This window comes from Methanosarcina sp. A14 (assembly GCF_001729375.1).
Lineage (GTDB): Archaea > Halobacteriota > Methanosarcinia > Methanosarcinales > Methanosarcinaceae > Methanosarcina > Methanosarcina barkeri.
Window position 1 is genome coordinate 1 of record NZ_LZPK01000259.1, and the last position, 21,976, is coordinate 21,976.

13 protein-coding genes and 1 pseudogene are annotated in these 21,976 nt (G+C 40.2%); 8 read left to right on the forward strand and 6 right to left on the reverse strand.

What is annotated here, in order from left to right; genetic code table 11:
• Positions 1-57: 57 nt before the first annotated feature.
• Together A9239_RS12195 and A9239_RS21015 are read right to left on the reverse strand one after the other, a co-directional pair.
• Positions 58-582 (reverse strand): DUF429 domain-containing protein, encoded by a 525-nt coding sequence (locus A9239_RS12195; protein WP_394298321.1) that lies wholly within the window; start codon positions 580-582, stop codon positions 58-60.
• Positions 579-839 (reverse strand): DUF429 domain-containing protein, encoded by a 261-nt coding sequence (locus A9239_RS21015; protein ID WP_394298320.1) that lies wholly within the window; start codon positions 837-839, stop codon positions 579-581. Before A9239_RS21015 ends, A9239_RS12195 begins: the two co-directional genes overlap by 4 nt.
• A 293-nt stretch (positions 840-1,132) precedes the next feature.
• Here A9239_RS21015 and A9239_RS12200 point away from each other — a divergent pair, with 293 nt between their 5' ends.
• The 7 genes and pseudogenes from A9239_RS12200 to brxL all read left to right on the forward strand — a co-directional run bounded on the left by A9239_RS12200 (position 1,133) and on the right by brxL (position 15,523).
• The gene (locus A9239_RS12200) at positions 1,133-1,705 is read left to right on the forward strand and encodes a DUF1788 domain-containing protein (RefSeq protein ID WP_048156030.1); all 573 of its coding nucleotides are present in this window, start codon (positions 1,133-1,135) and stop codon (positions 1,703-1,705) included.
• 101 nt (positions 1,706-1,806) lie between these two features.
• Positions 1,807-5,409, forward strand: a pseudogene (gene brxC, locus A9239_RS12205) (BREX system P-loop protein BrxC).
• 18 nt (positions 5,410-5,427) lie between these two features.
• The gene (gene pglX / locus A9239_RS12210) at positions 5,428-8,958 is read left to right on the forward strand and encodes a BREX-1 system adenine-specific DNA-methyltransferase PglX (RefSeq protein WP_048156026.1); all 3,531 of its coding nucleotides are present in this window, start codon (positions 5,428-5,430) and stop codon (positions 8,956-8,958) included.
• A 17-nt stretch (positions 8,959-8,975) separates the two neighbouring features.
• Positions 8,976-9,776, forward strand: a complete 801-nt coding sequence (locus A9239_RS12215) for a TIR domain-containing protein (protein ID WP_048156024.1) — start codon at positions 8,976-8,978, stop codon at positions 9,774-9,776.
• A 9-nt stretch (positions 9,777-9,785) separates the two neighbouring features.
• Positions 9,786-9,920, forward strand: coding sequence for a helix-turn-helix domain-containing protein (locus tag A9239_RS12220; RefSeq protein WP_048156021.1), 135 nt, complete (start codon positions 9,786-9,788; stop codon positions 9,918-9,920).
• Between the two features lie 729 nt (positions 9,921-10,649).
• Entirely contained in the window at positions 10,650-13,355 is a 2,706-nt protein-coding gene (gene pglZ, locus A9239_RS12225) for a BREX-1 system phosphatase PglZ type A (RefSeq protein ID WP_048156019.1), read from the forward strand.
• A gap of 119 nt (positions 13,356-13,474) precedes the next feature.
• Complete coding sequence (brxL, locus tag A9239_RS12230; RefSeq protein ID WP_048157105.1) at positions 13,475-15,523, forward strand: protease Lon-related BREX system protein BrxL; 2,049 nt, start codon at positions 13,475-13,477, stop codon at positions 15,521-15,523.
• Positions 15,524-15,910: 387 nt separating this feature from the next.
• On the opposite strand, the gene A9239_RS12235 is transcribed toward brxL, so the two are convergent.
• Genes A9239_RS12235 through A9239_RS12245 form a run of 3 tightly spaced genes read right to left on the reverse strand, consistent with a single transcriptional unit; the run spans position 15,911 to position 19,773 of the window.
• Entirely contained in the window at positions 15,911-16,705 is a 795-nt protein-coding gene (locus tag A9239_RS12235) for a cytochrome b (RefSeq protein ID WP_048156016.1), read from the reverse strand.
• 15 nt (positions 16,706-16,720) lie between these two features.
• Complete coding sequence (locus A9239_RS12240; protein ID WP_048121137.1) at positions 16,721-18,526, reverse strand: nickel-dependent hydrogenase large subunit; 1,806 nt, start codon at positions 18,524-18,526, stop codon at positions 16,721-16,723.
• Entirely contained in the window at positions 18,526-19,773 is a 1,248-nt protein-coding gene (locus A9239_RS12245; protein ID WP_069575327.1) for a hydrogenase small subunit, read from the reverse strand. The genes A9239_RS12240 and A9239_RS12245 overlap by 1 nt, the downstream gene beginning before the upstream one ends.
• 312 nt (positions 19,774-20,085) lie before the next feature.
• Between A9239_RS12245 and A9239_RS12250 the strand changes: the two genes are divergently transcribed.
• A complete protein-coding gene (locus A9239_RS12250; protein WP_048121136.1) occupies positions 20,086-21,006 on the forward strand; it encodes a peptidoglycan-binding protein in 921 nt (306 codons plus the stop codon).
• Positions 21,007-21,231: 225 nt separating this feature from the next.
• On the opposite strand, the gene A9239_RS12255 is transcribed toward A9239_RS12250, so the two are convergent.
• On the reverse strand, positions 21,232-21,759 hold the full coding sequence (locus A9239_RS12255; protein ID WP_176722139.1) for an SRPBCC domain-containing protein: 528 nt from the start codon (positions 21,757-21,759) through the stop codon (positions 21,232-21,234).
• Positions 21,760-21,976: the final 217 nt, after the last annotated feature.

The window sequence follows — 21,976 nt, forward strand, 5'->3', positions numbered from 1 at the left end:
TAATAATTGCAAATTATTGAGCAAATGCACAAAAACGATAGCAGGAAAAATGTTCTTTTACTCAAGACATCTGCGGAAGGTAGGATAAACAATCTGCATAGGAAGTCCTTGAGAGTCTTTTTCAGGAATTTTTGGAATAGATTTTAGTCCCCTCTGAAAAGATAACTTTGCTGTTACAGAGGCGACCAGAGCATCAAGAATATCGTCTCTTGCTACATCTTTACGTCTGTATTTGGAAAGAGCATTCTGTACAATTTCATCTGTGGAAGTACAAATTTCCTGCAGCAGCTTTTTTCTTTCGCTAAAACCTTCACTCTCTTTTTTTGAATATTCCATTGGCTTTCCGGCAAGAGCCCAGAAACAAATCTCGGGATGGATTTCTATTATTTTTTCCTTAGCAGAATCTGTGGCTATAAGAAAATCATTCATTTCTCTGATTTTTGGAACGATTCCCCATGTTTGTTTTGTAAGTCGTTTGCCTGTAACTTCTTCATTGATGTCGCAAGCGATTTCATAGTTTTTTGCATAGATGGCTTCTCTACAGAGAGTGGGGAAAACGCTGGACTGCCTGTAGGGTCTCAATAATCTTCGAGTTCTATATCACAAAACCTTCTCTTGAAATTAGATTTGCTATCTACTAAACCAATAGGGATGTCCACAAGTATACGCACATGAGTATTGCCATCACAAAAATAGCTATAGAGATCCGAGATTTTAGGAAACTGAAATACACCAAAACTATCAGTTTCTGTTAGTGCAACTGCAAACCAACCTGCTCTGCATCCGTCTACACCAACAAACACTTTTTTATTCATAAGCAGGGTTCGCGGTTTAGGCATATAGACCCTTTCAGAGGAAGCTTTGAATGGAGTTATTTGTTATCATTCAGGCATAGTCGACAGTCCCTTCATATGCCTGTAAAAACTGAATTAATGGCTTATAACAAGAAGGATAAACAAAAAGACATTGAAAGGGTGCTTGTTTTTATCAGTAGAGATTTTTCCTGTCATATGCCTTATCCTCAAATTTCTATATTTATAATTTATATAAATTAATTATTTTAAAATATCGGATAATATTTCTATTAATAGAAATAGCAACACATTTATACTTAGATCAGTACAATAAAATTATGAAACTTGAAGAGCGTCTCGAACTCTTTAAAGAAAAAATAAAAACTGATGATTTTTTGAAATGCAAAGGGTTAGGAAATGAGATTCCATATTGGATTTTTGATTACGAGCCTGAAAACGAGCTTCTTGTTAGGGACACAATAAGTAAACTTATCTCAGGTTTTGAGAGCAAACACTCGATTAAGATAATTGAGATTAATCTGTATAACCTATGTCTCAAAATCCTGAACCAGAAGCTTACTGATGAGAAACTGATTAAGTTCGAGAAGAAAAAGGGTTCAGATGCCTTGCTTGAGAAAGTAAGATTAATTCTTAATCAAGAGACTACAAAAAAAGAGATTTCCGAGATTCTCAACGTCGATTACGACCTTATTTTTTTGACAGGAATAGGAAACGCATGGCCAATGGTCAGAGCTCATTCCATTCTTAATAACCTATATTCTGTTACAGGCAAGAAGCCTCTTGTACTGTTTTATCCAGGAAAGTTCAGTGGGCTTGACCTTAGCTTATTTGGTGAATTTAAAACCAAAAATTATTACAGAGCTTTCCGCTTGATGCCAGAGGCAATGTAATCATGAGATTTTTAAAGCTTTTAGAGGGGAAGTTTGAGGTATTTGAGATACACCTTAAAATTTCTACCGAATCATATTGAGATCTGATCAGAGTGCTAAACATGACAGCTGCAGAAATAAAAATAGAAGACTTATTTGAGAAAGATATCCGAAGAGATATCGATGGAGTAATAAAGGTCGATAAGGAAGATGAAAGTAGTGTTTATACTGAACTTGATGAGTATGTGGTAACAGGTGAGTCTCTAAAGCATTTTGATAATTTTTTTAGAAATTATACTGCAGCCATGGAAGAGCCCACAGATAGGATAGGAGTCTGGATCTCAGGGTTCTTTGGCTCTGGAAAGTCACATTTCCTCAAAATTCTGTCGTATTTACTGGAAAATAGAACAGTTCAGGGCAAAACTGCACTTGAATTTTTCAGGGAAAAAATTACAGATCCTGCAATTCTTGCCAATATCGAAAAAGCCGTTAATACAGGCAGTAAAGATGTCATTCTCTTTAATATTGATTCCAAAGCAAATACTGTAAACAAAGGCGACGAGCAGATTGTAAATATCTTCATGAGGGCTTTTAATGATAGGCGTGGATATCTGGGAGATGTCTTCTGGATCGCAGAACTTGAAGAACAGCTTGAGGATAAGGAACTTTACGAGCTTTTTAAAGCCGAATTTAAACGTATAAACGGAGAATCCTGGGAAGAAAGAAGAGTTGCCTACAGTTTTGAGCAGGACGATATTATAGAAGCCCTTGTAAACTGCGGTTTCATGAGCAGGGAAGCTGCTACAAGGCTCTTTGAAAGCGATGGAGCAAGCTATACTTTTAGCGTTGAGAAATTTGCAAATAAGCTCGATCAATACTGTAAATCAAAGGGAGAAAACCATCAGGTAATTTTCCTGGTGGACGAAGTGGGACAGTATATAGGAGAAAACAGCGAGCTGATGCTCAATCTCCAGACCATTGTAGAAGATCTTGGGACCAGGTTAAGGGGAAGGGCCTGGGTTGTTGTAACCTCGCAGGCTGATATTGATACGATTACAAAGCAACACGTAAAAGGCAACGACTTCTCCAAGATTCAGGGACGTTTTAACACTCGCCTGAGTCTTACCAGCGCCAACGTGGACGAAGTTATCAAGAAAAGAATCTTGCAGAAGAAAGGGGAATAAAGGGAGTTTCTCGCATCTTATTATGCTGAAAAACAGATAATACTCAGGAATCTGCTTGCATTTTCAAATCAGGCTGAAACAAAAGTCTACAGGAACGAAGCTGATTTTGTAGATGTATATCCTTTTGTCCCGTACCAGTTCAGCCTTGTGCAGAAGGTCTTTGACAAGATTAGAGAAACAGGTTTTACAGGAAAACACCTGGCAAAGGGAGAAAGATCACTCCTTGGGGCTTTCAAGGAGTCAACCGAGAACTACTGTGAGAAAAACGTAGGGCTGCTAATTCCTTTCCATGCTTTCTATGAGACAATTGAAGGCTTCCTTGATCCGATTATAGCAAGAACGATCTCCCAGGCCCGGAATAATCAGTTACTTGATGAATACGACTGTGAACTTCTGGAAGTCCTGTTTATGATCAGGAACATAAAGGAGATCGAGCCAAACCTGGATAACCTGATAGTTCTCTCCATTTCCTCGGTTGATGAAGACAAGGTCAAACTGAAACAGAGAATTATTGAATCTCTCCAAAAACTCGAAAGACAGACCCTGATAAACAAGTCCGAAGATAGGTACTATTTCCTGACAAATGAGGAGCAAGATATCAATAGAGAGATCAAAGGGATAGATATTGAAGATCACCAGATCCTTGAAGAGGTCCATAGGATGCTCTATGAGCAAAAATCAGGAATTTGCCCGTCTTCCTATGAGAATTACAAATTTAGCAAAGCGGTTGATGACAGGGTAAAGGCTGTCTCAGGTGCAGACCTTACAATTAAGTTCCTTACTCCTCTTTCAGACCAGTACTATAGCAGGAAAGGTAACCAGCAGTCCCTATACGGCGATAATTTAAGCAATATTGATTCAACCGATACTCTTCTTTTCGTGCTCCCCGACGACGAATTAATTGATCAGATCAGGTCTTACCTGAGAATCGAGAAATACCTCAAGCAGAACTCTTCAAACCGGAATAACGCGGAAATTCAGAATATTCTGTTCACAAAAGAGAAAGATGCCGAAAGCGCAAGAGCAAAAGCAGCAGAGCTGATTGTTCAAGGAGTCTCAGATTCGAAGGTCTTTGTTGATAACAAGGAAGTAATGCTTGGAAAAACCAGCCCGAAAGAGCGCATAAAAGAAGGGCTTTCTCTCCTTATAGAAAACGTTTACAGCAAAGCTGGATATGTCACAAAGGATTACGAAAACGAGAATGAAGTGCTCAAGCTCCTGCGTTCGGATGACCTTGAGAAATTTGGGGTTACAGGCAGTGAGACAAACAGGCTGGCTTTAAAAGAGATGCTTGAGTACATTCGGCTAAAGCACGGGAGAAGTGGAAGGGTTCTTTTAAGCGATTTAAAGGAACGTTTCACGAAAAAACCCTACGGCTGGAAAGATATGACGGTTTCAGGGCTTGTGGCAACGCTTTACCTGAAGGAAGAACTCAAACTCCGCTACCAGTCTGAATACATGTTCAATACCGATGCTACCGCAAAGCACCTGACAAGGAAAGATGATGCTGACAAGCTGGTCATAGAAATCAGGGAAAAAGCCGGAGAAGAGGATCTAAAAGCAGTAAAGCAGATCCTCAGCGACCTTTTTGAGAAAATAAATCTGCCAGAAAAAGAAGGAGAGCTTTACAAAGAGGTAAAGAAAATCTTCCAGGAAGAGCTTTCAAACCTGCAAGGTCTCGAAGGCAGATATCAAGAAGAAACAGGCTATCCGGGCAGACCCCAGATAGAAGCCTACAGGAAATTCCTGAAAGAACTGACCGAGAACCCGGATTCCTCAACTTTTTTCAGAGCAGTCGCTTCCCGAAGAACCGAGTTTGAAGCACTTCACGCCGAAGCAGAGCCTGTGAAAAGCTTTTTTGGCGCTCAGGCTGAAATCTTCAAGAGGCTTACCAGAAAGCATAAAGATTACTGCAGAAACATCCAGTTCCTTGACGGAGAGACAAAAGCAGCCATTAATGAGATTGACTCAATCCTAAATATGGAAAAGCCTTACTCTCAGATTCGCCAGCTACCAATCCTGGAAAAGAAGATAGAAGTTTCAATCCAGGAGGCTCTTTCTGCCCAGAAGAGAGAGGTAAGAGAAAGCCTTGATACGGTTTTAAAAGAGCTTGAGAAGGAACTTTCAGACGAAAAATTTTCGGACGATTTCAAGGAAACCGTGCTCGGGCTCTTCAATGTAATCGAAAGAACTCTGAAAGACGCTGAAGACTGCGCTCTTGTGCAAAGCCAGCTCTCTCTGATAAACGATCTCCGCGTAGAAGCCTACAAGCAAATCGATCTCAAGCGGCAGACCATTCGGGAAAAGCCGCCGAAAGTACCCTATGGGGAAGGTAATGACGATCCAGAAAAGCCAGACGCAGAGCAGGAAGAAAAACCGGCATTACCTCCGTTGCCGCAAAGAACTACAAGAGTAATAAATAAGATCTCATTTTTCAAGTCCAGAAAAATGCTGGAAAGCGAGGCTGATATCGAGGAGTACCTGACACAGCTGAAAGAGAAAATGCTGACAATTCTCATGAAGGAGAATATAAGGGTCTAAGAAAAAGGTCGGATGAGAATGGACAAATCAGCAATAATTAAATTCTCAAACACGGTTCGGGAAAAGTTAAACGCCGAAGTAAGAAGTCAGGCAGCCTATTATGAAATTTCTTCTAAAGAAATCCGCGCTGTAGAAGAACATGAAGATTCGGTTGTGATCAACGGTAAAGTCTTTAATTCTAAGATCAAAAACCAGCGTTCTCAGCTCGTAAAACAGGTCAAGAATAAGGGTTACGAACAGGTCATGGAGGAAGTGACCTATACCTGGTTCAACCGGCTTATGGCTCTTAAATTTATGGAGAGGAACGGGTGCCTCCCTGACCAGATCAGAGTCTTTACTTCCTCTGATCCTGACAAAACGGAACCCGACCTTCTAACAAATGCCCTGAAACTTGACTTTTTGAACGTTGATAAGGACTCAGTCCTCGACCTCAAGGCCGAAAACAAAGATGAAGAGCTCTACAAATACCTCCTCCTCAAGCTCTGCAATTATCTGCACAAAATAATGCCTTTCCTTTTTGAAGAAATCGAGGATTATACTGAACTCCTTTTCCCTGACAAACTCCTACACACCGGCTCAGTCCTGCATGACCTTAATTCAATAATACCGGACGAGGACTGGCACGAAGTTGAAATTATAGGTTGGATCTACCAGGATTATGTAGAACCGAAGAAGAACAAAGTCTTTGCTGATCTCAAAAAGGGAATTAAAATTAGTAAAGAAAATATTCCAGTTGCAACGCAGCATTTCACACCTCACTGGATTGTCCGTTACCTTGTGGAAAACTCCATGGGTCGCCTGTGGATGCTTAACCGTCCGAAATCAAGCATTGTTGACCGGATGGAGTATTATATAAAACCTGAACAACAGGAAATCGATTTTCTGAAAATCAGTTCTCCTGAAGAACTTAAAATATGTGATCCAGCCTGTGGTTCGGGGCACATGTTGGTTTATGCTTTTGATCTGTTGTATGCGATTTATGAAGAAGAAGGTTACAGTACCTCAGAAATTCCAGAACTGATCCTGACCCATAATCTCTTCGGGATTGAGATCGATAAGCGTGCAGGAGAACTTGCAGGCTTTGCGTTGACCATGAAGGCAAGAAGCAAGGACCGCCATTTTTTCAAAAAGAAGGTCCAGCCCAATATCTGCGTGTTGGAAAGCGTTACTTTTGAAGAAGGAGAGCTCAATGCTTACATAGATGCAGTCGGAAGTGACCTTTTCACCGATGCCCAGAAAGATACTCTGCTCCAGTTTGTCGAAGCCGACAATTTTGGTTCTCTAATTAATCCGGCTTCATCAAATATATTGAAAATACTGCATCTGCTTGAATCCAAAAGTCTCCCCGAAAATATAGTTCTTTACTCTACTCATCAGAAGGTTATGCAAGCCCTACAAAATGCCAAATATCTTAGCTCTAAGTATCACGTAATAGTCACTAACCCACCGTATATGGGTAGTAAAGGCATGAACAATGAGCTAAGAATTTTTGCTCAGGAAAAATATCCTGATAGTAAATCTGATCTTTTTGCCATGTTTATCGAGCGTGGATTTGATTTAATTGTTGAACACGGATACAATGCAATGGTTACAATGCAAAGCTGGATGTTCCTTTCATCTTACGAAAAACTAAGAGAACGCCTGCTGGATGAAGTAACGATTGATTGTATGGTTCACATGGCAAATATGGTAATGGGCATTGCTTTTGGAACGGCAGCAACTGTCTGGAACAAAACAAAGAAAGCTGACTTCAAAGGCCACTTTTCTTATGTTTACTATGAGGATTTGACAGAAGAGAATGAACCGAAACAATTCCCGATGCAGAATGATAGACTTGCTCGCGCCTCCGCCGCCGACTTCAAGAAAATTCCTGGGAGTCCGATTGCGTATTGGGTAAGTGAGAGAGTGAGGGAAATATTTGAAAAATCTGACTCTTTGGATATGCATGCAAAAGCTAAATCGGGTCAAAATACAGGAGATAATGAAAGATTCATTCGCCAATGGTTTGAGGTTTCGCAACAGAAAATTGGCTACGGATATGAAAAATTGAGTGATACATTTAACAGTTCACATAAATGGTATCCTTACAATAAGGGAGGAAATTTTAGGAAATGGTATGGAAATAAAGAGTGTGTTATTAATTGGCAAAATGATGGAGAAGAAATAAAAACATATGCCGTTAAAAGAAATAAGGGGAAGCACTGGTCACGGTATATTCAGAATTTAGAATACATGCTTAAAGAAGGCGTGACGTGGTCTTTTATAAGTAGTTCTTATTTTGGTGTAAGATACACTGAAAAAGGCTGTCTATTTGATTATGCCGGATGCTCACTATTTCCAGATAAGTATGAAGATTTGTATTATGTGATAGGATTATTATGTTCAAAGTTATCTTTTGATTTTCTTAAGATTATCAACCCAACATTAAATTTTCAGCCGGGTACAGTTAGCAAAATCCCTTTTATAACCAATAGTATCGATAAAAAAAATGTTGAGAGTATCTCAAAAAAAACAATTTCATTGGTGAAATCCGACTGGGATTTATATGAAACTTCTTGGGATTTTATTACTCTTCCATTATTGAAACCAGAATTCCATCACCCCAAACTTGCTGAAACTTACACTAAACTCCGCTACCACTGGAAAGAAATGACTCTTGAAACGCAGCGGCTTGAGGAAGAGAATAACCGCATTTTCATCGAAGCCTACGGTCTGCAGGATGAACTAACGCCAGATGTTTCCCTTTCTGAAATCACATTGACCTGTAACCCATACTATCGCTACGGCAACAACAAAACCGAAGAAGAACTGGAAACTCTTTTGCTGACCGATACCATAAAAGAACTAATTTCCTATGCTGTCGGCTGCATGTTCGGAAGATACTCCCCGGAAAAAGAAGGGCTGATTCTTGCAAATCAGGGAGAAAAGCTGGCTGATTTTAAAGAAAAGGTTCCTGAAGCTTCTTTCCTGCCGGATGAAGATAATATAATCCCGATTCTTGATGATGAATATTACACGGACGACATTGTAGGCCGGTTCAAGGAGTTTTTGAAATTTACTTTTGGGGCAGAGACGCTTTCTGAAAACCTGGACTTTATTGCAGGGGCGCTTTCGAAAAAAGGCGAAGCTTCTGAGAAAGTCATAAGGGATTATTTCCTGAAGGATTTCTACAAAGATCACGTTAAAATGTATAAGAAGAGACCGATTTACTGGCTCTTTACTTCAGGGAAAGATAAAGTGTTCAATGCGCTCGTTTACATGCACAGGTACGATAAAACTACCCTGGCGAAGATGAGGATCGATTATTTGCTGGATTTTGAGTCAAAGCTGGATGCTAAAAGGCCGCTTCTTGAAAAAGATATTTCTGAGAATTCCAAAAATCGAGGGAAGGCAGAAACTGAACTTGCGAAGCTCAAAAAGAATATTGAAGAGCTCGTGAAGTATGATGAACTTCTTAAGAATAAAGCGGATCAGATGATTGAGATTGATCTGGATGATGGGGTCAAAGTGAATTATGAGAAGTTTAAAGGGTTGGTGGGGAAGATATAAGGGTTCTTGGTGGTAAGATGGTTTATCATATTATAATTAAAACTTACTCAGGCTCTACTATTAATAATGAGGAAAAACAACTTAATTTAAGTGAAGAAGTACTTCGCAGTCGGTTTTTAGAACCTTATGAAAAAGGTGCTTCTTTAATTATAGATGGAAATATAATCAAGGTAGATAATATAGAAAGGATCAAAATTCTTAGGACTGAATCTAATAAACGTGAGTATGAAGTTCCAAATATAAATTCCATTGGTTATTTAGGAATTAATGGAGAAATAGAAGATGTTACTGATGATTTTATTCAATGGGGGCCAGGATATAAAAAAGATGACTCTAATAAACAAACAGCAAGCTTAAAACCTCAAAGTAATCAAGTTTTTGTTGTTCACGGTCATGACAATGAGATGAAAGAAACTGTTGCTCGGGTATTAAAAAATGTAGGTCTTGAGCCCATTATCTTACACGAACAAGATAATATTGGAAAAACGATTATTGAGAAGTTTGAGTCTTGTTCGCAAAATGTCTCTTTTGCTGTAGTACTACTTTCACCTGATGATTTTGGATACAAAAAAGATCAGCTTCCTGAATCTGCTATACCAAGAGCTCGCCAGAATGTGATTTTAGAACTTGGTTATTTTATGGGGAAACTTGGTAGAAAAAATGTAGTTGCATTAAATAAAGGTGGAATAAACTTTGAAGTTCCATCAGACATTTTAGGAATTGTGTATATACCTTTTGACCCATATAACGGATGGAAACTTGCTCTTGCTAAAGAGATAAAAGCAGCAGGGTACGATATAGATTTTGGGAAATTATAAACTGATAATATGGATATCAAAAGTCTTCTCAAATCCGGCGAGTCCGAAACCCTCGAATTCAAAGAGAAATTCGATGACAGAACCGTAGAATCCGCTGTAGCTTTTGCCAACGCAAAAGGCGGCATGATCCTTAAACCTCATTAATACCGCAAAACCGCACTAAAGTCACATAGCCGCAATCATTATGAAAAAAGAACCCAATACTCATTAATCTGGGACTTGTTTCCTTGTAGATTCAAAGAAAAAATCGGGAATGATTAAGGAAAAGAACATATATCAAATAAGAACGCATATAGTTGTTAAAAGGCAGGATTAAGCGATAAGGGGTGTAGAAATGGCTTCGAGATATCTGGAACAAAACACTTTGTACATATCAGACCCTGTTGCCATTAATAAGTTACATTCTCTATTTGAGAATAATGAAAAATTCAAACCTCCTGTATCTCGATATGCAAAGTCTGAGAAAGAGGTTATTGAATTCTTAAAAAGGTAATGGATCTGTACATTTTTACTTGAGACTTAAATTTTATTTTTCAATATAGAGGTTAAAAACCTCAATTTTTCATCTTGTTTTCATGTTTTTTTATTCTGTTTCCATCCTGTTTCCACCTTCTTTTTTAGATTTTTGGATTTTTATCCAGTCTTCAATATGATTATGGCGGTCATTTTAAAATTTTGGTTTATTATTGCTTTGGTAAGCACTCTATTTTCGGCTTCAAAGTATGTATTAATGCTTCAGATGATGTATTAATATGTAAAACATCACTACAAATTAGTAAAGCCTATAAATGGAAGAATACTTCATAGATAAAGTGTCTAAATTTCTATATATAATTTTATCTTTTCCCGATTAATCGCAGGATATGGATTTTCATGGTTAACGTTGAAAAAACAAGCCAGAGTATACTCAGAAAATTTGACCCTTCGGAACTGGCAGATTATGAGAAGAGAAAAATCGTTTTCTGGTATGATAAGGACAGGACTGCCTGGGATGATGAAAAATTGGCTCCCAGCTCAGAGCTGAACGAGATAATACAAATACTGGCAGGGCATTCCATTAAATTCCATATCCTGAGTAACAACTATTTTGAAACCAAAAAACTCCTTGAAATAGAGGACCCTGAATCAAACTATCTGATTTACTGCCCCGACAAAGAAAGAACGCACGAAGAAAACTGGCTTTTTGATATCCAGCTTTATTCATCCAGATTTGAAAACAGCCGGATTTCGGACCTCAAAAGTGAATTTGAGATCGAGGGGCATGAACTGGACGACTTCTTCACAAAATACGAAAAATTCTTTGGCAATCAGAAAGAAAGGGTTCAGCCTCTAAAAAAGCTCTACCAGAAGGACTGGCGGGAAAAAGAGTTTATTCTGGGCATGCTGGCTGTTTTTTCAAAAACTCAGGTTCTTGATTTCAAACTTATCGTTCGTGACACCATGTTGAAATCCCTGGAAGAAGCCGAAAACCCGACATGGGAGCATATATCGAAGTTCGGGCTGGAGGAAAACTTCTGGGAGCTGGCAGAAGATGATTTTGGCTTTTTGGCAAAGAACCCTACCCTGAAGAAGCTTTTCCTGAGTTTTCTGGTCACGCACATAAAGCAGTGTTCTGGAATTTCCATGCAAGGCTATGACCAGTATGTGAACCGGAAGGAAAATGAGTGCCAGATCTTCCTCAAGCACTGGATGGACAGTTCCCAAAACTCCAAAACCTTTGAGAAATACACTCGTGACATACTTGAAGAGAACAATCGGGATCTTGAAAAGAGCTTGCAAGCAACGCTTAATAAGCGGGATGTGCAGACATATCTTGAAGCAGAAGCAGTTGAGACCTTTGACAAAGCTATAATTCTCCGTATAATCGAATCTCTGAGTAGTCCTGTAGATTCAACAGAAGATGATTTTAAAAACTATCTTGCCTGGATCGATGTCCGCAGGACAAAGCACTGGTTTTCCGAATATGAAAACATTTACAGTGCGCTTGAATATGCAGTCAAGATCTTCCGTTTTGCCAGAGAGCACTATGAAAATCCAGAAGCAATTGATACACTTGAAAACACATGCAGTTTATACGAATTATTCAAAGCATATGCTGAGACCCACTATCAGATGGATTACTTCTACAGAAAATTCTACTACTATTATGATAAAGAGCAGGAAAAGGACATCCTGAAGAAAAACCTGAGGCCTCAGGTTGAAGATCTCTATGCTAACAATCTGCTCGGAAAACTGTTATTAAAATGGAGCAGCCTTATTGAATCCGATCTTAAAAGCCAGTGGAAAATTGAGCTTGCAGACAGCCAGAAGGATTTCTATAAACTGTACGTAAGCAGGATCTTACAAAAAGACGACAGAATTAGGGTTGCAGTTATCATTTCCGATGCCTTGCGCTATGAAGCAGCTTTCGAACTATTCGAAACTCTCAATAAAGATACCTGGGGGATTGCCGAACTCACTTCTATGGCAGGAGTTTTGCCCTCATACACGAAACTTGGAATGGCAAGTTTACTTCCTCATAATGCTCTGGAATACAGAGGAAAAGAAGTCCTTGTTGATGGCATAAGTTCCGAAGGGCTTGAAAAAAGGAACAAAATCTTGCAAAGTAAATGTGAAGACTCACTTGCGTTAAATTATGAAGACATTATTAAACTCAGCCGGGAAGAGGCACGGGAACTTATCAAAGGAAAAAGAGTCCTTTACATCTATCACAACAAGATCGACTCAACTGGTGATAAGCAGTCCTCAGAAAACAGCGTGTTTAATGCCGTAGAGGAAACAATTCTTGAACTAAAGAAACTTGTCAAGCATTTGAGTGATACTCTAAACACCACAAATGTAATTATTACATCCGATCACGGTTTCCTTTACCGGAGAGACGATCTGGAAAATGCAGATAAGGTAGACACCGCATTATTTGACAAATCTCGTATACTTGATGCCACAAAGCGCTTTATCCTGAGTGACCAGGAATTTGCACAGGCTGACTTACTGGAGAACATACACAAGTTTGATATGCACCATGTTCTCAGCCAGGAACATCAGGATCTTCCACTTTTTGTCTATGTCCCAAAAGCAGACCTCAGATTCAAACTCCAGGGAGGTGGGCTCAATTTTGTGCATGGAGGAGCCTCTCCTCAGGAGATTGTCATTCCGGTCCTGACATATACCCATAAGCGGAAGGATAAAACCCTTGAGGGGAAGGACATAAAGCATGTTAAAGTCAACGTCTCGGTAATAAACGACCGAAAAAAGATCACAAACAGCAAGTTTAAAGTCAAAATTTTCCAGACTGAAAAAGTCACCGATAAAATGAAACCCCGAACTTTCAGAGTTTCTCTATGGGATATTGACGGCGAGCAGGAAAAAATGGTCAGTGATGAAAAAACCGTTATTGCCAGTAGCGAATCCGATGACCCTGAAGAAAGGCAGTATACTGTAATGCTTACTCTCGGGAACAACCTTGAGAATAAGACATATTATCTTAAATTAATTGACACTGATCCAACGGAAATCAAAAATATTGTACGGATTCCATTTGAACTGGACCTTCTGATCGGGGATTTTGATGACTTTTAATTAAAAAACGAATTGTGTAAAGATTCTCTCGTAAAAAAAGAGAATAATATGAACAGTAATATGGAACATGGACAGTAATATGAAATATGGACAGTAATATGAAATATGGACAGGATAAAATGACTGAAGAAGCTCTTGAGACAGCAGTCCTTGAAACCGATAGAAAATTAATCAAATATTTTCCTGGTAGGGTTGTGCGAAAAGACCTTACAAAGCTGTTGAAAGTAGGGCATAATGTCCCTGTCTATGTACTTGAATACCTTCTCGGCTCCTATTGTGCAGATGATGATGAAGATGTGATTAATGAAGGTGTCCAGAAAGTAAAAAATATCCTGTCCAAAAATTATGTAAGGCCTGATGAAGCCGAAAAAATCAAGTCGAGAATCAGGGAAACTGGCTATTACACGGTTATTGATAAGATTACTGTCAGGCTGAACGAAAAAAGGGATATTTACGAGGCATCGTTTTCCAACCTCGGGCTTATTAACATCGAAATTGACTCGGATTATATCATAAAATATGATAAATTGCTCGGAGGCGGGATCTGGTGCATGCTCAAGATGGAGTACTCCATTGAATCTGCAGCATCTCCTTTTATTATCTCCAGCTTAAAACCTATCCAGATTCCAAACATGAATATCCAGGAAATCCTTGAGGCAAGGAAATATTTTACAAAAGAAGAATGGATAGACGTTCTTTTGAGAAGCATAGGAATGGAGCCAACTCAGCTTCCGAATCCTGTCAAGTGGCACATGCTGGAAAGGCTTGTTCCTCTTGTTGAAAACAACTACAACCTCTGCGAGTTGGGCCCACGTAGTACAGGAAAATCCCATGTTTACAAAGAAATTTCCCCGAACTCTATCTTGATCTCAGGTGGACAGACCACAGTTGCAAACCTCTTCTACAACATGTCTACACGGCAAATAGGACTTGTTGGGCTCTGGGATGTTGTGGCATTTGATGAAGTTGCAGGAATTCATTTCAAGGACAAAGACGGAATTCAGATCCTCAAAGACTACATGGCTTCAGGCTCTTTTGCAAGAGGAAAGGAGCAGAAAAATGCAAACTCATCAATTGTCTTCGTTGGAAACATTAACCAGAGTATTGATTCTCTCCTTAAGACCTCTCACCTTTTCTCTCCCTTTCCGGATGCGATGAACAGCGATACCGCTTTTTTTGACAGGATGCACTACTATCTCCCTGGCTGGGAAGTCCCTAAGTTCCGACCTGAACACTTTACTGACAGATATGGGTTCATAGTTGACTATATTGCCGAATTTTTCCGAGAAATGAGAAAACGTTCCTATTCTGATCACATAACCCAATTCTTCAGGCTTGGAAATAACCTGAACCAGCGTGATGTAATTGCTGTTAATAAGACATTCTCTGGACTTATGAAGCTCCTCTACCCTGATGAGAATATTACGAAAGAAGAAGCTCAGGAGATTCTCGAATATGCCCTTGTAGGTCGAAGGCGGGTAAAAGAACAGCTCAAAAAGATTGGAGGAATTGAGTTCTTTGATGTAAATTTCTCGTACATTGATAACGAGAACCTAAAAGAAACCTTCGTGCCTGTACCTGAAAGCGGTGGAAGCAAAATCATTCCAGCAGGAATTACAAAACCAGGTGAAGCATACGCTGTTGCAGCTACCGAGTCCGGAAAGATCGGAATATACAAGTTTGAAGTCCAGATAGTGTCTGGATCTGGAAAATACGAAAAATCGGGCACTGGTTTAAATTCTCAGGCAAAAGAAGCAATAAAGACAGCTTTTAATTACTTCCGGGCCAATGCAAAGTCCATAAGTCAGGGCATTTCTGTAAAAGAAAAAGACTACTTTTTACATGTCCAGGACCTCTATGGAATTGGTATGTCTGATGAACTTGCTCTTGCGGCATTCATAAGCCTCTGTTCTGGAGCAATAGAAAGATCCCTGCAGGAACAAACTGCGATCCTTGGAAGCATGACAATCGGAGGCTCTGTAGAGGTACTGGAAAATCTTGCTGGTCTTTTACAGGTCTGCCTTGATGCTGGGGCGAAGAGAGTCCTGATTCCAATTGCTTCTGCAAGCAAGATTGCAGCAGTACCTCCAGACTTGTTCAGTAAGTTCCAGATCTCGTTTTATGAAGACCCTATTGATGCGGTTTATAAGTCAATGTCACTGATTTAATGTCTTACCAGATCTGCATAAATCTGGGTTTAATCCAGAATTATTTCTGTTGTGTCCTGAAATGATTCATTTGTATTCAGTTAAGATACGATCTATAAGATACGTGTTATTTTACATAATTATTTCACAATACCAAAATGAAATTGAAACTTACTTAACGTTTAACTTTTTGCGCCGTTTGTTGTTGTATCGTGTATTGAACTTTCAAATGGTTTTGGATCTACGAAATTATTCCAGAATACAATAATTTTCCTTCGCAGCCAAGGACACGTATCGGAGCATTTAGTATGACATGTTTTACTCATACAAAAAAGAGTTAAAAAGGTGTACAGGCTTTTCAAAAATTCCTATACTACCTTAAATTTAATAATTTTCTTTAAGAGATTTTCAAGGCCTTTCCTTTGTAGGTAAATACTTTGTTTTAGCTGTGATAACCTCGGAATAATGAGTATCTGAAAGGTCTTCTTTTCCGGACCAGAAGATTGCTTTATGATATTTCCATACGTATGGATCAAATTCAATAATTCCTACATGGATCACAAGCTCAAAGACAAACCAGTAGGCTGCAAGCAGATGTAATAAGCGAAGCAACCCTAAGGCATTGATATTGAAAAAGGACGCAAAATACCAGGCTACGGAAAGTATCCATGACGCAATAGGAATTCCGAAAGGAGACCATTCAAGGTTGTAAAGCACCACTCCTGTAATTGCTACAATGACAATTGCTATGCTCTCAATAACAATCAGAATTTTAAGTACAGGATGAAGCTTGGTTACATAGTGTCCTTTACTTTCATCATAGATAGTAAAAGCCGGATACCTGCCTTTTCCAAAAAAATTCTTTATTATATCAATGAGCCGTTCTGCATCATCTTTTCCGAAAATGTAAGAGTCCTTAAAATGCACTATTCTGTCTCTGACACTGCATCTTTCTTCTTTACAGGAAAAAAGGTTGTATGGGACCAGAATCCAGTTTGCAACCAGGAAAAAAGGTACAGCAATCACATGCCAGGATCGGGCTGTTTGAAAATCCAGGAACTCCCAACCATAGTAGATTTTGAATCCCGTGATAAGCAGGACAAACATGGTAATAAGATGAACCAGATGAGTAACCCGCTCAAGCCAGGTATAACGTTCAACAACCATTCTTGTAGAAGCGGATCTTTGAGCAGATCGTACCATAACTTCTAACCTCCTTCAAAGTACCTTGATTGTATAATCCGGGTGCTTTCCGGTTTTATCAATTGTAGTTTTATCAATTGTATGAACTGCACATGCCAGGCAGGGATCGTAAGATCGGGCTGTATGCAGAATTCCAAGAGGATTTGAATAATCCACTCCAAGTGCATTTTCAGCAGCCGAAATTTTGGTGCCTATCAGAGCTTGCTCAACAGGGCTTGGGGTCCCTTGCGAATTCCTTGGAGCAAGGTTCCAGGTACTCGGAACCACAGCCTGGTAAAGGGTTACCATAGAATCCGAACCTGTAGCAATCCAGTGCCCCAGTGCCCCTCGCGGAGCTTCCCATAAGCCCATTCCTGTGGAACTCTTTGCCATGGAAAGATCAGTATGCACAGCAACCTTTCCGCCTGCTTGAAGGTCCTGTGTGAGCCACTCTATCATTTCTGGAACCACTACAAGAATTTCCTGCATCCTTGCAATCATACGGGTGTAGTTGTTGACAGGATAGTAGCCATTATCCTGAAAAGTTTTTACTAATCCCGTAACAAGAGGTTCTCCCATAACCATCATACGGGCAAGAGGACCGACTTCACACGGAATTCCATTGTAATGAGGGGCTTTTGCCCACGAGTAACGGCTCTTCGATCCTTTTGTATAATCGATATTTTCGGGATTTCCTTCAGGAACCGTAATCCCATTCCAGGGAGAACGATCGTTTACATCGTCAATGTAAAAGGAGTGGCTAATACTTTCTGAGATCTTTTTGTAATCGAATTTCTCAAGCTTGAAATATCCATTCATATAGCCGGAAGGAATAACTCTGCTGTCCGCAGGACTTGTGGGGTCATATCCATTTCCTTTCTCGGGCTTAAAGAAAACTCCGTAAGAAAGAAAACCGATCTTATCGGGATCTTTGTAAGTCCCTGCAAGGTCCATTTTCATACTGATAGGCAGGCCGAGAAGTTTTTCCCCTATAAGCTCCGAGCCGAAAGCCGCAAAGAGTGGGACGTCTCCCCAGCCAGCCGAGTGTGAGAAGTCCTTGCTGTCAAGGGATTTATTCAGAAGTTCTTGCAGGTGATTCAGAACGAAATTAGCAGCCTTTTGAGGAGAAGAAGCCCTGTAAGTATTTTCAATCCAGGTATCGGGAGAGACCCCAAGAGTAAATGTTTTAACAAACTCCATCGTTTTCGTGACATAGCTTAAAATTTGCCCGATATCAGCAACCGTCGGAGAATAAACTACACCCCCAACATGCTGAAGAACCGGATGAGGCATCTTGCTGGCTATCAAAGAAATGGCTTCGTGCAAGCGGCGAAATTCCACTATAGCGCCCAGATAGGACGAGCCTGCCGGATAACTGGCACCGTCAATCTGATAAATCAAAGGCGCAAAACGTCCCTGGAGCTCTTTCCATACTGCATTTCCAACATCCCCGTATTTTGCCAGGATGTCACGGTAAGCCGGGTTTGCAAGATCAGGGCCCCAGAGCACATAGATATGTGCTGCATGGCTGGCTATGAAATTCAGAGCCTGATGGATGTTTCGCATTAAAAGCCCGTCTTTGGGAACCTCACCTGCCACTCCAAAAAGTTCATCGAGAGCATTTGCTGCAGCTATGCCATGGCTAACCGGACAAACCCCACATATCCTCTGGGACAGAAGTGCCGCATCCCTGGGGTCCTGGTGCTGTAGGAGACGTTCAAAACCCCTTAACTGTAATCCATTACTCTGGGCATCAGTAATCACGCCTTCCCCATTGACTTCAGTATTGATCCTGTAGTGCCCTTCTATTCTCGAAACTGGATCAACAGTAACCTGTACCATTATTTTTCACCTCCGGCTTCCTCTATGGTTTTCTCTCCGGTTTCTTCATGAGTGGTTTCTTCGGCAAAGCCTTCCTCGTCCTCAGGTCTTTTCATGGCAGTTCTCCTGACAGCATGAGCCCCTGCAGCAAGTAGTGCGCCTCCTATTGCCACGCCCGCTACAGTATTGATATTCGTACCTACAATTCCTGTCTTCTCAATTTCCACGAAAAAAGGCCTGGTACTATCCGGAAAGCCTGGCTGAACACAACCAATACAGGGAGAGCCTGCCTGAGGGCAGAAATTAAGATGGCCGTTCCAGTGGCGAGTAGCGCAGTCTGCGTGGGTATAAGGCCCTTTGCATCCCAGTTTCCAGAGACACTTGGGTCCACCTACTGTCAGCTCAAACTCTCCACGGTCATAGTATCCGCGACGAGAACAGTTGTCGTGAATAACATGGTCAGGCGGGAAGAAAACCTTTGGACGTTTCCAGTGATCCAGCACATAAGGCAAATCATCAGGTATCTTGATCTTTCCCAAAACAACTGCGCCTATTGTCAAAAAAACCCAATCTGGATGAGTAGGGCAACCAGTAAGATTAATTACAGGCTTTTCAATGCCAAGAAGATCTAAAATCCCCTTTGAAGCATCTTCCATAGTAAAAGCAACTCCACGGGGGTCCATAAGTTCAACTATATCACTCTTAGCAGAGTTCACCCCACCATTAGTCGCACAATTCCCAATTGCAACAATTGCTAAAGCGTTTTTAGCAGCTTTCGCGTAAATCTCCTTATAGGTTCTTCCTCCAAGCATGAGATATTTCCCGGAACCTTCAGGTCCGTTCGAAATTGCCCCTTCAGAAACTAGAACGTAACCTTTTTCCTTTTCCAATATATCATCCAGCACAATCTCAGAATTAAGATCACTGGTATTTGCGAGCTTTCCATCTACGAAAATTCCCTGCTGCATCATTAAAACTTCATGATAGAGAAGCTTGAGATTGTATTCCTGAAGGAATTCTACGATATCGGGAGATCCTCCGTCCAGCATTGATATGGTACAGCCACTATCCATTACTCCGTGAAGCCATACAACCTTAGTTTCCGAAAACTCAAGAGCTTTTGCTATATCGTTTTTATACGTTTGTAAAAACAGTGAAGCCCCTAATGCCCCGACAGCCTTTATAAAGGTCCGCCGATCCATTTTCATGAAATCAAGATTTTTAAACTTTTCAAGTAAGTCGTCATTATCCGTTCTACTTCCCCCCATGTTACGAATAATTTTATATAAAGATATATAAATAACGATATATAAAAAATGGATCCAATATCTTAAAGAATATCACATCTATATCAAAGACTATCAACTCTTCAATACCCGCTTTACAAGTAACCCCTTTATTTTGCAACAGCAGAAGAGTGTATTATTTAAATTTAAGTCATTTAATAAATATAATTTTTCTAAAAACTTATATATTTTAATATCACTAGTTTATTTATTGAAATTTTAAGGCTAGTAATATTTAGTGATAATGTTGTATATTTAAGGGAAAAGTTATGCGGCAAATATGGGGGATAGAATATGACTATTGGGGATGGTCACGATTTAAGGTCGTCGAGATTTGAAGGCGATGAGGTTCTGGAGGCTTGCTATGACAACGAAATATCTCTTCAAAGAGGGGACCGTGGCTCTGCGGTAAGAAAAGTTCAACAGGCTTTAATATTTTTGGACTTTCCCGTACCTGAGGTTGGAGCCAATGGCATTTTTGGTGGGGAAACCGAACTGGCGGTCAAAAGTTACCAGGAGTCACGGGGCCTGAAGGTTGATGGAATAATAGGGTCAGAGACTATAGGAAGTCTCGATGAGGAATTTTTCACAGGTCCACCGGAACTTTCTATTTCACCAGTAACCGAACCGCAGTTATCGGAGGTCCCAACTCCATTATTCCCGGAATCTCCGGTTCGATCACCAAGAGCATCTCCGGTAGGGCCGGTAAGAGCACCTGAAGTCCCACCACTAGAGATACCCCGGGCTCCGAGGGTAGGAGTACCCGCAGTTAAAATACCTCAACCTCCTGAAGCACCTGTAGCGGAACCTCCAATCCTGAAAACCCAGGCAGTTCCGCTTGAACAAAAACCGGTTCATGTGGCCAGACCTATAACTCCACCTTTGACCAGACTACCCCCTACGATTGATAGTCAGGGACGTAAATTCCATACTGCAGGAACCTGGAGTGGAAGTAGTTCTTCTTTTGAAGCTGAAGCTGGAAAATCGGTACGTCTCGAAGTAAGTAATCTGAATGTCAAAGAGTCAAGTATCACGATAAAGACAAATACAGGGGAAGCAAAAGAATCTGTGCTTTTACCTGATATCCTTGTAAATTTTGAATTCTCTGCAATGGAAGAGCCTTTTATATGGAGATTTTACATAGAAACCGACAGTGAAGACTCTTTAATCGAGTGGAAACTCTATAGCAATTGGGTGCCGGGAAAATCCAGGTAACTATTAAGAGAAAAAAGCCGTATTAATAGCAAAAGAGCTTCAAATGAAGGTTTAAATGAAATAGACAGGTGTAGAAACCTTAAAAAATATTTATACAGGGCTCTGCACTGAGATACAGAAACCTCACGTTTCTTTTTCCGTAATTATATCCGGTTCTTTTCTAGAATTTCATCCGGCAGGGGCTTGAAATTTAACTTATTTGTCCGGCAGGACCTTGTGCTTAGATTAGTTTGCCTGCTCAACGCGCTCCTTAAGTGCCAGATTCATCTTACTAAAACTCCGTTTTGTATTGCCAAGCAGGGAACCCGAAAACGGCACCAAAAGCCCTTTGAATGTCTCTCGTTGAATCAGGCGCACCCTGTTCTCACCAGCTGGTTCTATTACAAAACCGTGCTCACCATCGAATATCCCAGGAATTACCAGATGGCCGATCCAGCGCAGCTCTCTTTCTGTCCGAATGACAAGAATAGTTGGTCGAATTGTCATAACACGGTTGCCTAGATGCATTTGAACCTTTAATTTCTCACCTGAATTGGAAACTCCGTTCACCTCACGGATAAATGGATTCCATTGCGGGTATGCTCCAAAATCAGTAAGAGTTTGCCAGACCCTGGCAGCCGGGGAGTTGATGATAACTTCGGTCTCGAGATTCTTCTGAGTAATAGAGGTATTTGCAGCAACAAGCGTCGCGGCATAGAAAATTGCTCCTAAAGAAAGTATATTAAGTACTACTTGACCAAGAAATTGTGATATATTTCCACCCCGAAATTATAAATCATTTTTAATATATTATACTCAAATAGATCTTTTATCAGATATAAATTACTGTAGAAGGAAAGGATCAAATCAATAAAATAGTAAATATGGAGCAAAATGTATACTGAAAACAGAGGCAAAGCAGAAATTGAACAAAACAAAAATTAAAGTAGATTAGCAAAAATGAAATTAAAGTAGATTAGCAAAAATGAAA